The following is a 16,331-nucleotide window of genomic DNA, read 5'->3' as shown; positions in this document are numbered from 1 at the left end:
TTCTCAACCCATAAATCCCTTATGGATTAAGGATTTTTTGTCTCGGAGCCAATATATCAAAATTAAAAATAATAACGTTACGATTTAGATCACCATTTTATATTATCAGTCTCTATTTGATCTTAATTTGAGATCTTGATTACGTTATTTCAGTGATTTATTGGGAGTAATGACGCAAAACTAACAAGAAATGAACGCTAAACAGACAAGGTTCACAAAAAACTTATTCTTTGAAATAAAAATAACGTTTCGATATTCGCCAAATAAAAAAGCACCCTAATTAGGGTGCTTGAAGGGATTAACACTAAAAATACTAAAGGAAGGCTCTGTTTGATTTAATCAAATCAATTCGCTGTGCTACACAAGCTGCGGAAGTAAGAGGATCTTCAGGTGTATTTATAACATAATCGACAAGCTGATCGACCGTCGTTGTTAGCACGTGACAACGAGTATCAGACGAAGCGTAATAGATAAAGACATCACCATTTTCGCGAGCAATCAAGCCATTCGAGAAAACGACATTTGACACATCACCAACACGTTCTTCACCCTCAGGAGCTAGGAAGTAACCACTTGGTCGATGCGTCACTTTCAGAGGATCATTCAGACCAGTCATGAACGAGTAAAGTACATAGCGCAAACCAGCAGCCGTATTTCGTACACCGTGAGCTATGTGTAACCAACCTTTATCTGTTTTGATTGGGGCCGGACCTTGGCCATTTTTAGACTCTTTAATGGTGTGATAAGTTTTAGGATCAATAACGTGCTCTAAGTCGACAACTGCATGATCCATGCTGTCCGCAAAACCCATACCAATACCACCACCAGAGCCAGCTTCAATAAAGCTATCTTGAGGGCGAGTATAAAGCGCGTACTTACCATTAATAAACTCAGGGTGAAGTACAACGTTACGCTGCTGAGCTGAATTCGTTTTAAGATCTGCAAGGCGCTCCCATGTTTTTAGATCAGTAGTGCGAACGATACCACATTGTGCAACTGCCGCAGACTCGTCGCCATTTGGTGCATCTGGGTCTTTACGCTCGGTACAAAATAATCCGTAAATATAACCATCTTCATGCTTAACCAAACGCATATCGTAGACGTTTGTATCCGGATTCTCTGTTTCAGGAATGACACAAGGTTCATCCCAAAATTGGAAACCATCAACGCCATTATCAGATTCTGCAACAGCAAAAAATGATTTGCGATCATCACCTTCAACACGTGCAACCAAGTAGAACTTACCATCAAGCTCAATTGCCCCAGGATTAAGGACAGCATTAATGCCTAGACGCTCCATTAGGAACGGATTTGCTTCTGGATTCAGATCGTAGCGCCAAAATAGTGGGGCGTGGTCTGCAGTTAGTACAGGCTTTTCATAACGCAGAAAAATACCATTACCAGGCAGGACTGGTGCATTTTTATATTCAGTATTACCTCTGAACTCTTCGTTCAGAGCGGCAAGGCGAGATTCAAAATTAGACATATTAACTACCTAATAAAGAGCAAGCGCTAAACTCGCCTGCTCATTAAATTTAAGAGATGACTCGTAAAAGAAACGTGTTTTGTTCGAATTAAAACACTTCAGACTTAGTTTTTAGCTCTGCCATAATCTCATCGATTGTTGTATAAGCAACTGCTGAGTAAGTATCAGCAGCCCCGTAGTACACTGCAATACGACCAGTATCAGCATCAGCTAGTGCCGCACATGGGAATGCAACATTAGGAACAAAACCTGTTGTTTCATAGTCTTTCTCCGGCGTTAAGATGTAGTCTCGGGTGCGGTATAGCACTTTCCATGGCTCATCAATGTCAAGCAGAGTCGCACCAAAGCTGTATACATAACCATTACAAGTACCTGAAACTCCATGGTAAATCATTAACCACCCTTCAGATGTTTCAATTGGGATAGGACCAGCACCAATCTTGGTACCTTGCCACCAACCGTTACCGCCTTTACCCATTACATGACGATGCTTACCCCAGTACTCCATATCGTTAGAATGACTTAAGAAAATATCGCCAAATGGCGTGTGACCTGAATCGGAAGGACGGTTCAGCATTACGAACTGATCGTTGATTTTTCGTGGGAATAGAACACCATTACGGTTGAATGGTACACACGCGTTTTCTAGACGTGTAAATGTTTTGAAGTCTTTGGTCATGCCAGTGCCTAATGTGGCACCATGGTCATCGGTACACCACGTTACATAGTATGTATCTTCAATTTTTACAACGCGTGGATCGTAAGCGTAAGTTGGTTGTGCATCATTGCCGTCCTTATCTTTCCAAACGATTGGAGCGTGATCAAATTCCCAGTTAAGAGCATCACCTGAACGACCTACGTGAAGATGTGGACGACCATTTTTATAATCGCAACGGAATACACCAATGAAAGCACCTTCGAAAGGCACTACTGCAGAGTTATACACGCGCGCAGCCGCAGGGAAAGGATTCCAACCAATAATTGGGTTTTCGCTATGACGCCACATTACGCCTTCTTCACCTTCAGGACGGTTTTGCCAAGGCATATTAGGGATAGATTCACCAATAATTTTTACAGACATTTTGTACTCCGATATTTTATCTTTTCTTTGGTTATACTTTAATAACCAAAATATTATTCAGGTTTGATCATCATTAGAAATGATGTTCAAAATTATTTGTTAGGCTTCTAAAAGTGCTAAAATTTGAGAAGTCTTCTGTTCTACAAGCGCTATATTTCCTTTCGACTCAACGTTAAGTCGAACGACTGGTTCGGTATTTGATGAACGCAGATTAAAGCGCCACATATCAAACTCCATGCTTATTCCATCTGTCAGATCGGTTACCAATGCAGTATCGACAAATGCATCCCACACACGCTTAACGGCGACTTGTGCGTCATCTACATGTCGGTTGACCTCGCCTGATATAGGGAAATTTTGCTGAGCACGAAGCACAAACTGAGATAGGCTCAAACCACTTGAGGAAATAAGTTCAGCAATAAGTAACCAAGGAAGCATTCCCGAATCACAATAAGCAAAATCACGGAAGTAGTGATGCGCACTCATTTCGCCACCATATACGGCATCTTCTTGTCGCATGCGTTCCTTGATAAAAGCGTGACCTGTTTTAGATTGGATAGCTTCCCCACCCGCTTGATTCACAATATCAACCGTGTTCCATGTCAAACGAGGGTCATGGATAATTTTTGCGCCTGGATCTTTATTTAGGAATGCTTGAGCAAGCAATCCAACAATGTAGTAACCCTCAATAAAATTTCCTTCTTCATCGAAAAAGAAACATCTGTCTACATCACCATCCCAAGCCACACCAAAGTCAGCATCATGTGCTTTCACTGCATCCGCAGTAGATTGGCGGTTTTCAGGAAGTAAAGGGTTAGGGATTCCGTTAGGAAATTCACCATCTGGATTATGGTGAACTTTAATGAATTCAAATGGTAAGAACGGCTCTAAACCGTCAACCATATGCCCAGCAGCACCATTACCTGCATTTACAACAATACGTAATGGACGTAAATGTTCACGGTTTAGATAACCTAATAGGTGCTCTGTATACTCTTTATAAATATCGTAACGTTGCGATTTTTGCTCATAAAAAACAACATCATCAGACGGAACGTAATCTTGTTTTGCAACTAATTCTTTAATCTCATTTAAGCCAGAATCGCCACTTATGGGTTTAGCTTGCTCTCGAACAAGCTTCATTCCGTTGTATTCTTTAGGATTATGGCTTGCCGTTACCATGATTCCACCATCTAACTCTAAGTGACTGGTAGCAAAATAAACTTCTTCAGTTCCAATAAGACCAAGATCTAAAACTTCTGCACCACCGTCAATTAAACCGCAACGAACACTTCGTGCTAATTCTTCACTACTTAAACGAATATCATAACCAACAGCAACACGCTCAGGTTTAATATGTTCTGCAAAGGCACGACCAATTCGATAAGCAATGTCTTCATTAAGCTCATCAGGAAGTCGTCCTCGGATGTCATAGGCTTTAAAAGCATCCACGTTAATTTTCATATTTCCCCCTAAAATCGTAACGTTTTCATTTTCTTTTTTTTGAAGTGGCTTTTCAAGAGATTGTTTAGGCAAAGTCTAATAAGTGTGATGGGTATTAGGTTTTAATTTGGAATTGAGATAAAAAAAGCCAAACAAAAAATGTTTGGCTTTTTTAAAATGGTAAGGTTACGGAAAGCGTATCAATTAGCAACGATCATACAATTTAGTTTTCTCAATATATTGCAGCTTAGACACATCCGTACCTTCTACTGACTTAACGATATATTCAGATAACTTTTTACCTATGCTATGCATGTCCTGTCGCAAGCCAGTAATTGGAGGTAAAAAGAAACTTGGCAAATCACAGGTTTCTACAGCTATGATATCGACATCCTTCCCAATCTGCTTACCAGCGTCTTGTATGCCAGCAATCATCCCACATGCACTGATCTCAGAACCACAAACGATACCATCAGGCGCGTTATCAGACTCCATCAGTGACTTAGCATATTCTCGATAATTCTCAACATCAGTATCGTAAACAATGTCTCGCTCTTTATCAAAGTCAGCGCCAAACTCCATCGAAGCGCGTTTTACACCATAATACTTATGCCACGCGTATGTATAGATCTGAGATGAACTCACCAAGTTAATGTTTTTTCGCCCTTTCTCATATAAATAAGAGGCAGCGCGGTAGCCTATATCATAATTGTCAATATCGACAAATGCATGATCTATAGACATCTCTGTTTGACCAAATGTTACGAAAGGTACATTCTGATCGTTCAGATATGTCACTCTTTCATCTTTGGTTTCCGTCAAATTGAAAATAATGCCACCTGCGAGGCTATTTTCAACTGCGTATTTTACTGGTTCTAATGGATCTTGCCCGGGTTCTAGCGGCAACATTGTAAGATGAAAAGGTGTCCCCTCTAAACCAGCAGTCAGCCCACTAATTAGTGCAAGTGTGCCAACATCACCAACAATATCTCCAGGCTTAGTTACGGGTAAAATTGCGCAAATATTGTAGTTGATACCGGTTCTTAGCCCTACACCAGATAAGTTTGGCCGGTAACCCAACTTATCTGCAGCAGCCTTAACCTTATCTTTCGTCGGCTGTTTTACATCATCACCATCTTTCAAAGCTCGTGAGACTGTAGTGACAGATAAACCCGTATATTCTGCGATAGTTTTAAGTGTTGCTTTAGCCATGAGCCTACTATTTGTAATTTCCGTAACGTTGCAAAAAGTGTCGCATCTTATGACATATTGCTCAAGCTAAAATCCCATAATTACGATCTCTGTAAACAAAAAACAGGCACTAAGGCCTGTTTTACATTATAAAAGCTACTCTTAAACTCGTTCTTCCGTTGCAGCACAAAAGATTGAGATGTTCTGTAAATTCAAATGAAGTCCCAATTTGTCACCATTTTTAATATCTGAATTCGCATCAAGTTTTGCTCTTAATGGTTGAGCGCAAAGATCAAACTCCGCTAACGTCTCTGAACCTGTCATCTCAAATGCGTTAACGCCAAGTTCGATCTCATAGTGACTGTTTAGTGGGGATTGAGAAACATGCTCTGGGCGAATACCAAACAACACTTTTCTTCCTTCTGTAGGTTGATCTGTAAATTGGTAATCTGCTACTGGTAACCAAAGGTTGTCAATTAATACCCCCCACTTACCTTCTTGTTCCATCAAATAACCTTTTAGTAGGTTGATTTGCGGTGAACCTACAAACTTGGCAACAAATACGTTTGAAGGTTGGTTGTAAATCTCGTATGGCGTACCAATTTGCTGGGGTATACCCTTGTTAAGTAAAATAATCTTAGTGGCCAGTGTCATAGCCTCAATCTGATCATGCGTCACGTATACAATCGTTGAATCTAATTTGTCATGTAGTTTCTTTAACTCTAAGCGCATTTCGCCACGCAATTTTGCATCTAGATTCGATAATGGTTCATCAAACAAGAATACCTTCGGTTCTCGCATTAATGCTCGCCCAATAGCAACACGCTGACGTTGACCGCCAGATAACTGAGCAGGAGTACGATCGAGTAGATGGCCGATCTGAAGTAGGTCCGCAACGTCATGTACACGCTTTTCAATTTCGGCTTTTGGTTTCTTATTGATCTTCATACCAAACCCTATATTCTCTTCCACTGTCATATGTGGAAAGAGAGCATAAGATTGAAATACCATTGCGATATCGCGATCTTTTGGATCAGCAAGTGTTACATCTTTACCGCCGATCACAACCTCACCAGATGTCACATCTTCTAAACCAGCGATAAGACGTAACAACGTTGATTTACCGCAACCAGAGGGGCCCAATAAAACAGTGAAACCACCGGCTTCCATTTCTAGGTCAATGTCGTTTAGGATAACCGTCTTACCAAAAGATTTATTTAGTTTTTTTACTTCTACTGCATGCATGATGGCATCCTTAATTAATGAGTAACTACTAGCGCATTATTTTGCGATTGTTCAAGTATTTGATCAGTTTGTTCAAGTATTTGATCAGTTTGTTCAAGTGGAGCAATACGCCTATAGACTTCTAAGCACGCTCGACCGTTGTGATAAGGGCATTTCCAAGGCTCAACTTTTGGTTCATCATGATATGGTTTTCCGAGGCGATTTACTTTCCAGTACCATTCACCATTTTCGTTATCGGTAAGCTGCTGTTGAATAATATCCCAACAGTCTTTTGCAGCTTGCATTAATGGCACATGTGAATGCTTCTGATATGCATTAAAAAAGCCGACCATAGCTTCTGCTTGTACCCACCAAATTCTGTCTGAATCAAGCAAAAACCCATCGCGCAATTCATTAAATACCGCACCATCGCGATCTAGACCTTCAACCAAAGTAATATTGGCCATTTGAGATGTCTGTTCGAAAATTTGATGAGCAAGGTCGCGGTCTTGTAATTGACCTGCTGCAGCATCCATTAACCAAGTACCTTCAATATCATGTCCGTAAGACACATCCTTTGAAACGCACTTCCAATCTCTTGTGAAAAACAACCCGTAGTGCAATGACTTATCTACCACCTTATCTTTCATTAGTTCAGCTAAATGATGCAATTGTGCTTGAACTGAAGCACTTCCACATGCTTCATGTAACGTGGTGTATGCTTCCAAAATATGCAGATGTGTATTCATCGATTTCTCAGCAAGAACACCCTCAGCAGTGTCGCACACCAGGTGATTTTCAATCTGATTCCATTCACGATCAAAGGCTTCATTATAACCACCAAACTCTTCATCAAAGGCATGACTCTCAATTAACTCGAATAGGCAATTAGCGTGCGCCAGCGCACCTTCGTCACCACTTGCTAAGTAAAATTCACTAAACGCATAGATTGCAAAACCTTGATTGTAAACGTGCTTCTGAGGATCCGTAACGTTACCATTTTTATCCAACATCCAATATACGCCGCCGCATTCTTTATCGAGCGCATATTCTGTCATGAATTGATAACAATGGTTCGCAGCTGCTAGGTATTCCGGCTTGCCTAACACACGGTAAGCATTAGAAAACGTCCAAAGAATACGTGAATGCAATAAAACTGCTTTAGAGTGTTCTGTATCAACTTTTCCGTAAAAGTCGGCATAACAGTAAAAACCACCCACGGTATAATCTTGCAATCGCATCCAATAATCTAAAATGGACTCTGCTTCAGCTTTTAGTTCAGCTTTGAATTTATGGAGTTCAGACATATCTGGTTCTCTCTAACTGTGTATCACATTTGTAATGTGTTTAATTCTTCTTTGTTGTGCCATAACCAAGCAACGGCACACGTAAATATTGGTGTTAATCCAAAAATTAATGCCAATACAGGCATCGTCAGCGCTACTCCTAACAGGCATAGCAGTAAGACCATACAAATCATGACTAGTTTTTTTTCGGTGAAGAGTAATGACAGTCCATTTTTTAGGTCATCTTTTATCGACTCTGAGTGGTAAATACTCATCTGAATGATGCAGCAAAATAACCATACGCTCGCAATCACTAACGCTGGAGCAAAAGCCAAAGAAACGACACTCACAATGTTTGAGCCATTAACAATCGTCCAATGAAGATACCAACCTATAGAAAACAAAGGTAAGCACACAATTATTAATAGCTGATTTGCTCTAAAAAATACCGATTTATATTCTTCCCATACCTCAGAAGTTTGTACATTGTTGCCATTTAGGAGACGTCTCAACAATGTGCATACCACAACAGAAGCCGGAACAATTCCGAACAATCCCGCACCACATATCACCAACATAACCCAGATTAAATTTAACCAAGCAAGTCTGCTTATCCATTGGCAAGCTATGATGAGTGGAGAGGTACTAGTCATAATACTTTTAACCTTTAACTGCGCCGTTTGTTACACCAGCGTATATTTGCTTTTGGAGTGACAGGAAGATAACAATAGATGGAATCAAAATGATCACAATGCCTGCCGAAATCGTAGTCCATTCAGTACCAAACACTGAAGTAAACTTGTAAAGTGCTGTTGATACAGTTACTTGGGACGACTCTGGTAAGTACAACAATGGAAAGTAGAAATCATTGTAGATGAAAATAGTACGCAAAATAACGATGGTTGCGACCGCAGGCTTCAATAAAGGTAAAATGATTTTTCTATAGATTAAGAAGTACGACGCACCTTCCATTTTCGCTGCTTCATCAAGCTCTACAGGAATACCTTTCATAAACTGAAGGAAGACATAAATCATGACCACATCTGCACCAATGTATAGCAATACTACAGATGCCTTGTTGTTAATCAGGCCTAATGATTTAATCACCTCAAAGGTTGCAACCTGAGTCGTTACCGCAGGGATCACCATCGCAACCACATAAGCTAAGAGCACTAGCTTTTTGCCACGAAACTCAAACCGAGAAAGAACGTAGGCGACCTGAGTACCAAAGATAATGGTAAAGAAAAGTGAAATTAGTAGAATTGAACCTGTATTGAAGAAAGCTAACCCTAAATCACCATCAGAAAAAACCTTGATGTAGTTACTAAAGTTAGTAAAGCTTTCAGGAAGACCAACCTTACTTGTCGCATAATACTCATCGAGACTCTTAAATGACGTCATCAATACCGAGTAAGGTGGAACGAGTACCGCCAAAGATGCCAGGAATAAGGTCAAGTATTTAAATGTTGACCAAAACACCCATGACGGATTAGATAAATTTTTCTTTAATCGAGCTTTTTTCATCTGTTTTTCAGAACGTTCTACTCTTTCAAGTACCCGCTGATCTTCATGGCTTAATGCCACCTCTTGATTACTCATTTTAGTTTTCCTCTTTAAACAGCACTTTTTGTAGAATCATGAATAGAACCACTATCATGAGCAGCAGTACTGCCATTGCAGATGCAAGACCGAAGTCATTGAAGTTGAATGCTGTTTCTAACGTAGCCATAACGAATGTCTTAGTGCCATTCGCACCTTTAGTTATGATCATTGGGATTTCAAATACTGACAACGACCCGACGAAAGCAAGCAGAACCTGTAGACCAATCACTAGCTTGATTGAAGGTAGCGTAATAAACCTAAACTGCTGCCATTCAGATGCACCTTCAATACGTGCAGCTTCATACTGGTCTTGTGGAATAGATTGGAGTACACCAAAGAAAAGAATTAGGTTGAATCCTAGATAGCGCCAAATAGATGCTGCAACAAGAGACCAATTCACGACCTCACGATCCATTAACCATGGTTTGATCCAATCTTCTAAACCAATAGCAATTAAGAAACTGTCTAGAGCACCATCAACTTGATAAAAAATTTGAAATACCATTGAAGCAGCGACAGCATTCAATACAAATGGAATAAATAGAAGTGTTTTAAATACGTTACGACCAGCTAATTTTGAGTTAACTAAAACGGCAAACCAAAGAGAAAGTGTGAGCTGGATAACTGCACCAGCAAAATAATACAAAGTCACAAGTAGAGGGTGTAACTGGTCAGGCTCTTCCCAAAGATAAGTGTAGTTTTCTAAGCCAATAAAGTTTTTGACAGGTGCATAACCATCCCAATCAGTAACACTCATATAGAATAATTGGCTCGCAGGATAATAGGAAAAAGTGAACAATAAAGTTAGTGGTATCGCTAGAAATGCAAAAATAATCAATCTTTGCTGTTGTCTTAACGTAAGGTCAAACATAAGTACTCCGTAAGTGCCATTGTGACGAAATTGAATTCAGAGCACGCAAGCTATTCTCGTTATCTGACAGGAATCTTAACGTTACGATTTTAGTGTGACAATCAATATCCGATGTTTGGAGAGGTTATTGTGAAGCCGATCAACATCGAAAAATATAGCTCTAGGCATAACGTGATATGAATCAAAATATCATCTAAATTAAAATAAAAACTACGCTCAATCAAATTTAATAATAACGTTACGATATCAAATAAAGCAGTAAGTATATCTAGTAAGAAAACAATGCACTGTCGACATTGGAACTCTTGCTTTCCCAGTAAAAGTCAAAGATGAAACGCCCCTTTCGTTTGTTCCTTAGTCATATGACACAAATTGGTTAAATCGTTCGATTCGTTTATAATGAACGAAAAAGGAGATTATTATGCAATCACTTACTGCTAATACAGCTAAAACCAAATTTGGTGACTTATTAATGAAGGTTCAACGTGAACCTATACAAATAAATAAAAATGGTTCACCTGTTGCGGTGATGATGTCTTGTGAGGAATACGAACAACTTGAGGCATTGAAATTGATGGTGATAAAATCACGCTTCGAACAAGCTGAAGCTGATGCTCTATCAGATAACCTAGTCGGCGGTAATGATTTCATGAACGCACTTGACCAAGGTAAATTTGATAAATGAAGCAATATAAGCTGTCTTCTGCAGCGCAATCGGATCTCATTGAGATTCGTCGCTATACTTTAGAGCGATGGGGGCAAACACAATGGACAACTTACTTCTCAGAGCTAAAGCAATCTATGGAATTACTGGCTAACAACCAGCTACTCGGCATAGCTTTTTTTGAGCTAGGCCAAAACTATTTCCGGTTTCCTTTAAAGCATCATGTGATTTATTACATCCAAAAGCGAGATCACATTGTTATTGCTGCCGTGCTTGGTAAGCACATGTCTCCGGGCAAGCACTTTTCATAATTATCTTAACTCTTAAAATAATCTCGGTGCTGATTGAAAGTATAAAAGGCCATTTACAAAACGTCCCTGAGATTTTTACGTTCTTCAATTTCTTCCTGCTCTGGAATTGTGCCGGGCAACGTAATTTTTTTAGGGGTTTTCTTAATGCATGGTGTTGATCTAGCTGACTTAGACGTTTTGGATTTCAAACTGAATACGTGTGGGTTAATCGTGAGGCCTTGTCTCACTTCAACGCTGAACTCTTGATTCTCATTTTCGGGTAAATAGTTACTCTTAAGATACTTAATAGACAAAGACTCTCTGCTTTTCTTTAGCGTAAACAAACACTTTGTTAAGCGCATTATCGACGTTAAGCCAGCACCTGATGCCATAGTAATTTCTTGGTTACCACGGATCTCATCTTTATTCACATGATGAACAAGCAACAAACTGGCACCCGATTCACTGGCAAGGCTCTGAAAAACATTCTTAATTAAGCGATCATGTTTCACCTCTTCACAACGGCCTATTGATTCCGTCACCGTATCAACTATCACTAAATTAAACTCAGAGAAAGTTTGTTTGAGCTGTTCTAAATACTGTTTTTGTTCTGCCTGTTCTTGTAACGAGCTACCGGGTGGTATCACTATCGGTTCAATGTCTGTCAGAAAGTGTAAATTATTTTTTAACTCTGACTTAATGCTTGTTGTACAGTTAGCTAACTTTTCTTTCATCCTAGATTGAATGACACCCGCGCTATCTTCTGAACTTATTACCAAGGTTTTTGCTGGTTTTTCTATTGCACTCATCCCTAATAATGACATTGAAGAAGCGTGCTCCATTGCAATACACAACGCTAGGTGAGACTTACCTACGTTAGGCGCAGCAATCAACATGCCTACATGCCCTTTGAGCAAACCTTTTAAACTAAAACTCAGGTTTTGACTCGCTGTCGAAGACATCAGACTATCAAGAGATTGAGTTATCATGATTCTCCCTCCCCAATGTAGAAAATCTGTATACCGTTGCCTACATCTCGAAATTGAAGACTGAAGTCTTTTTCGATTTGGACAGCATTGGCCAACAAATCTTTTCTGAGATCACTGCGGAAACTATGACTGACTTTCGAAGCAATTGATTGAATATAGCTATCGAGTGCCCACTCAAATTTCTTGTTGTGTAAAAATTCAGCTTTATGCGTAGTGATGTATTTCAAGAATGAACGAACTGATGGTTTACTGTAGTTCGTCATCTTATGTTGCTCTAGTCGATAGTAGTACCCATGATCCCGTATTGCTTGCAGTAAACGCATATCTGGAACTAAAAATACATGGTTAGTTAAATTCTTACTGTTTCTACGAGTTGTTTTGAATTTACTCCGATCACAATAAAAACGGTAGTCTTGAACAAACTCCAACGGTTTTTTTCCCACAACATTTTTATCTTCATCGAGCTCATTTATCACCAAGTGTGCTGTAGCTAACTGAGTAATACGACGTTCTATTTGGTCATAATTTGCACGAGTCGTCGCCATACCCATACGGGTTGCCAGTTCGTACATACTCATTGATAGAACTGTTGCATCTCGATCAATAAATGAATCAAAACCATCTTGTTGAGTGTCTGATATATCACCATCACTTATCGTTTTATATACCTGAGACCAAGTTAAACGGGCACCAGCATCATAAGATGTATCGTCTAATTGAATAGTTTGAGCATACGCGAGCATTGTTTCTAGAATATCTCGATGTGGTTGAAGTAGATAATCAACATGTAAATCGACTTTGAAGTTCTTTCCGTAGCTATTAATGTTCACACTTTCTAGTGGATAGTTAGGATCTGTACCACCGCTTTGTGCAATCTCAATGAGTTTGGATTGCATCGTTGAAGTTAAACGTGAAGCTGGATGAAAGATGGTGGCTCTCGAAAACAAAATGGATGAGATGAACCGATTCTTACGATCTTCTTCATTAATAACTGTCAAACTAGAATTGGATGTCAAAGCCATGATCATTACCTAATATGTCGATAGTGTTATCCTAACAGAGAGCTATCATTAACTCACTAACTTCGGTAAATATCTATATCAGATCGGTAAATATCTATAAATAGTTAGTTGGAAAGGCCATATTCATCGGTAAATGTTCACTAGCTTCGGTAAATGTTTAGTTCTGTGATATAGATCTTTTCTTCATTTCAAATGTTAGTATGAACTTCATTTTAGATCAGATAAACGATTGTTATTAATGGTTGATCTGTGAACTTGGTCAATTTTGATCTTTTTACCATTTAGATCGGTGAATGTTTATATATACAAGGCTAATGTCGGTAAATGTTGATATGGTGGATCGTTAGATATTAGTATTAGATCGGTAAATATCTATATAACATCGGCCAATATCAATACGTATTCGGTAAATGTCGATATTTAAGATGCATCTCTAAGAAACTAGAACCTTAAGGATCTAGTTTTAAAAAGTACCAACTTCACTGAGGTTCAGCCGGTGACTTAAGGAGCAACACCAAATCTCTAGAGAGCTTTGGTGTTGCTCCTTAAGTAAATATAAAACATATCAATACTTTATCACTGATCTATCTGTTTTTTTAAGATGCAATATTATTAGATGTATATAAATCTGATTGAAGGCATAAATCTGCGTTAGTTGTTATCTAGGTATGATGGTCTTTGTATTGAATGGTCTAGTTTAAACTAGATTGTTGGTATTTGTTGGGTGATACAGTGGATGTTCCCTCCCCCAAGTAGAATTTCACGAGCTTCAACTCCGATAACGTTATAATCAGGGAAAGCGTGTTCCAGTATAGTTTTTGCTTTATGGTCTTTTTGTTTATCAAGCAATGGGAAGATAATTTGTCCATTACTGATGAGAAAATTGGCATAGGATGCTGCCAATCGTTCTCCAGCTTTACGTTCCATCCCGTTACTTGGATTTATACCGGCTGCTTCTTCTTTGTTCATAAATAAAGGTCCTGGCATAGGCAGCTTGTGTACCTTGATAGAACGCCCTTTTGCATCGCATTGACTACATAAAATATCAATGGCTTCACGACTGATCTGATACTGCGGGTCACTTGGATCTTCACACCAAGTTAGAGCAACTTCTCCAGGTTTTACGACGTGCATGATATTATCAACATGTCCGTTAGTTTCATCGTTGTATAAACCGAGAGGAAGCCATACCACTTTCTCAATACCTAGATAATCAATCAGGTATTGCTCTAGTTGTTCTTTGGATAAGTCGGGGTTTCGACTAGGGTGAAGTAAGCACTCTTCAGTCGTGTATAAGGTCCCTTCACCATCGGTATGTATGGAACCTCCTTCAAGCACAAACGGTGCCTGATAGCCGTTATCTTGGGTTATGTTCAGCATTTTCCCTGCGACCGCGTTATCGAGATCCCATGGGAAATACAAGCCATCAACTAATCCTCCCCAAGCGTTAAATTGCCAACTTATGCCACGTCGCTGGCCTTCATCATTGATGATATAGGTTGCGCCAATATCACGCATCCAACAGTCGTTATACGACATTTCAATAACGCGAATATGCGCGGGAAGTTGAGTGCGAGCATTATCAAATTGCTCATGATTCACCAACATGACGACTGGAGTATTTTGTGCAATAGTCGTTGCGACATCAATGAAAGCCTTCTGCGCAAGTTTGCCACTGTAGCGCCAATTATCACTACGAATTGGCCAAGCCATCCATACTTCACTTTGTGGCTCGTGTTCCCCTGGCATACGAAACTTATGGTCTTTTGGTAGTGCTGAAATCATCGTACTCATGCGATTTCCTCTGCGGTCTTGATATTATTGCGTTTGTTGGCATGCATGAGCAGGATTTCTCCGACAACAATAGTAATGAGAACACCAGTAAGAATTGGTAGAGAATAGGTCCATTCAATATTGCCAAAAATAATGTCAGGGAAGATAAATAGTACAACAGCCTGAAAAACAATCAAAAAACAGACTGTTGTAATGACTTTTTGTACCACCAAGTTACCCGGCACTCTAAATGGACGTGTTCGATCTGCATCGGTAGTTCGAAGCTTAAGGTAAGCTGGAAACATAAACAGGTATGGCATCAAGAAAACACAACTAGAGAAAGCAAACATTGACCAAAATAGTTCATCATTTGTGTTAGCAAAGAAGGCGTAGATAATGATAACGGAGGTAGAAACGAGACCTGTTATTAGATTGGCTCCGACGGGTGTACCGTGTTTATCAGACGTTTTTGCGGCTATTTGAGGTAGTTCTCCTTCTTTACCCGCTTCTGCGGCAGCTCGGCTAGAACCCATCGTCCAGCTAACCATATTACCGATAAAAGTGATAAGCGTGACAACACCCAATACGTAAATAATGAATTGTCCTAGAGGACCTTCACCAAACAGAACTTTAAGTGTATCGACAATACCTGCTACTAATCCAATCTCATCGACAGGAAGAGCCATTAAGATGCCTATAGTGCCCGCGATGTAGAGAAAAGAAGTAATAGCGATGGCAAGGAACACGACTTTTGGCATTTGCTTTACGTCTTTCATCTGCTTAGTCATTGTGGCGACTAGCTCAAACCCCATCAGGTTGAAAACTAAAGCAGGTAGAAAAGCGACGCCTGTATCGAAAGATGGCAGTATCGCTTGAAAGCTGAATTCATTCGCTACGCCATTATTAGCAGCATAAATAAAACCACCTACCCCAAGTACAGAGATGATGATGACTTTCAAAATCGCGCAGAAGTTGGTGATCATCACACCAATGTCGGTAGATATATTACATATCCAGACAGTACCCCAAGTAAGAGCAATACAAATCAAGATTTGAGCGGATAAAGGAAGGTCAGGAGCGAACAGTTCGGCAAACATTCCGGCAAAGAGAATATAAACAGCAGGCATCCATAGCCCTACGTTGATCCAATAGAACCATGTCGTTCGGATTGCCCAGTTTGAACCAAATGCTTTTTTGACCCAATCGTAGATACCGCCCTCACCTGGGTAAGCAGAGCTCAACTCTGATGTGATCAGACCGTATGGCAGTACAAAAACAACGAGAATTAATAGCCACCAACCAATAGAACTAACACCAATAGACGCAGATGCAGTTAAAGTATCCACGACTAATACAGCACAAAGGCTAAATAATGCGAGAGGAGTGATCCCCATTTTTTTATCTTCCAT

General features: G+C 39.7%; 15 protein-coding genes. 2 read left to right on the top strand and 13 right to left on the bottom strand.

What is annotated here, in order from left to right:
* Positions 1-313: 313 nt before the first annotated feature.
* The 9 genes from AB4138_RS07730 to AB4138_RS07690 all read right to left on the bottom strand — a co-directional run bounded on the left by AB4138_RS07730 (position 314) and on the right by AB4138_RS07690 (position 10,184).
* The gene (locus AB4138_RS07730; RefSeq protein ID WP_050612990.1) at positions 314-1,486 is read right to left on the bottom strand and encodes a glycosidase; all 1,173 of its coding nucleotides are present in this window, start codon (positions 1,484-1,486) and stop codon (positions 314-316) included.
* A gap of 88 nt (positions 1,487-1,574) precedes the next feature.
* Positions 1,575-2,567, bottom strand: coding sequence for a glycoside hydrolase family 130 protein (locus AB4138_RS07725; protein ID WP_102370483.1), 993 nt, complete (start codon positions 2,565-2,567; stop codon positions 1,575-1,577).
* 99 nt (positions 2,568-2,666) lie between these two features.
* Positions 2,667-4,031, bottom strand: coding sequence for a phosphomannomutase (locus AB4138_RS07720; RefSeq protein WP_102370484.1), 1,365 nt, complete (start codon positions 4,029-4,031; stop codon positions 2,667-2,669).
* Positions 4,032-4,214: 183 nt separating this feature from the next.
* On the bottom strand, positions 4,215-5,222 hold the full coding sequence (locus AB4138_RS07715; RefSeq protein ID WP_102370485.1) for a LacI family DNA-binding transcriptional regulator: 1,008 nt from the start codon (positions 5,220-5,222) through the stop codon (positions 4,215-4,217).
* Between the two features lie 141 nt (positions 5,223-5,363).
* Complete coding sequence (locus AB4138_RS07710; protein WP_102370486.1) at positions 5,364-6,446, bottom strand: ABC transporter ATP-binding protein; 1,083 nt, start codon at positions 6,444-6,446, stop codon at positions 5,364-5,366.
* Positions 6,447-6,460: 14 nt separating this feature from the next.
* A complete protein-coding gene (locus tag AB4138_RS07705; RefSeq protein ID WP_372305517.1) occupies positions 6,461-7,732 on the bottom strand; it encodes an AGE family epimerase/isomerase in 1,272 nt (423 codons plus the stop codon).
* 23 nt (positions 7,733-7,755) lie between these two features.
* On the bottom strand, positions 7,756-8,364 hold the full coding sequence (locus tag AB4138_RS07700; protein WP_102370488.1) for a DUF624 domain-containing protein: 609 nt from the start codon (positions 8,362-8,364) through the stop codon (positions 7,756-7,758).
* Positions 8,365-8,371: 7 nt separating this feature from the next.
* Positions 8,372-9,310 carry a carbohydrate ABC transporter permease gene (locus AB4138_RS07695; protein WP_102370489.1) on the bottom strand — a complete coding sequence of 313 codons (939 nt, stop codon included), beginning with the start codon at positions 9,308-9,310 and terminating at the stop codon, positions 8,372-8,374.
* Position 9,311: 1 nt separating this feature from the next.
* The gene (locus tag AB4138_RS07690; protein ID WP_050612998.1) at positions 9,312-10,184 is read right to left on the bottom strand and encodes a carbohydrate ABC transporter permease; all 873 of its coding nucleotides are present in this window, start codon (positions 10,182-10,184) and stop codon (positions 9,312-9,314) included.
* 421 nt (positions 10,185-10,605) lie between these two features.
* Here AB4138_RS07690 and AB4138_RS07685 point away from each other — a divergent pair, with 421 nt between their 5' ends.
* On the top strand, positions 10,606-10,869 hold the full coding sequence (locus AB4138_RS07685) for a type II toxin-antitoxin system Phd/YefM family antitoxin (protein WP_050612999.1): 264 nt from the start codon (positions 10,606-10,608) through the stop codon (positions 10,867-10,869).
* Positions 10,866-11,159 (top strand): type II toxin-antitoxin system RelE/ParE family toxin, encoded by a 294-nt coding sequence (locus tag AB4138_RS07680; RefSeq protein ID WP_102370490.1) that lies wholly within the window; start codon positions 10,866-10,868, stop codon positions 11,157-11,159. The genes AB4138_RS07685 and AB4138_RS07680 overlap by 4 nt, the downstream gene beginning before the upstream one ends.
* Positions 11,160-11,212: 53 nt before the next feature.
* Here the strand turns inward: AB4138_RS07680 and AB4138_RS07675 are convergent, their stop codons facing one another.
* The 4 genes from AB4138_RS07675 to AB4138_RS07660 form a co-directional block, all read right to left on the bottom strand.
* The gene (locus AB4138_RS07675; protein WP_102370491.1) at positions 11,213-12,127 is read right to left on the bottom strand and encodes an AAA family ATPase; all 915 of its coding nucleotides are present in this window, start codon (positions 12,125-12,127) and stop codon (positions 11,213-11,215) included.
* Positions 12,124-13,149, bottom strand: coding sequence for a DNA mismatch repair protein (locus AB4138_RS07670; RefSeq protein ID WP_372305511.1), 1,026 nt, complete (start codon positions 13,147-13,149; stop codon positions 12,124-12,126). The genes AB4138_RS07675 and AB4138_RS07670 overlap by 4 nt, the downstream gene beginning before the upstream one ends.
* 702 nt (positions 13,150-13,851) lie before the next feature.
* Entirely contained in the window at positions 13,852-14,943 is a 1,092-nt protein-coding gene (gene aguA, locus AB4138_RS07665; RefSeq protein WP_102370492.1) for an agmatine deiminase, read from the bottom strand.
* Positions 14,940-16,331: an APC family permease gene (locus tag AB4138_RS07660; protein ID WP_102370493.1), complete on the bottom strand. Its 1,392-nt coding sequence runs from the start codon at positions 16,329-16,331 to the stop codon at positions 14,940-14,942. Before AB4138_RS07660 ends, aguA begins: the two co-directional genes overlap by 4 nt.

Source organism: Vibrio sp. 10N.286.52.C3 (assembly GCF_041468865.1).
In the GTDB taxonomy this organism is placed as follows: Bacteria; Pseudomonadota; Gammaproteobacteria; order Enterobacterales; family Vibrionaceae; genus Vibrio; species Vibrio crassostreae_C.
The sequence above is the reverse complement of the archived record's forward strand: the minus strand, read 5'-3'. Positions and strand labels throughout refer to the sequence as shown.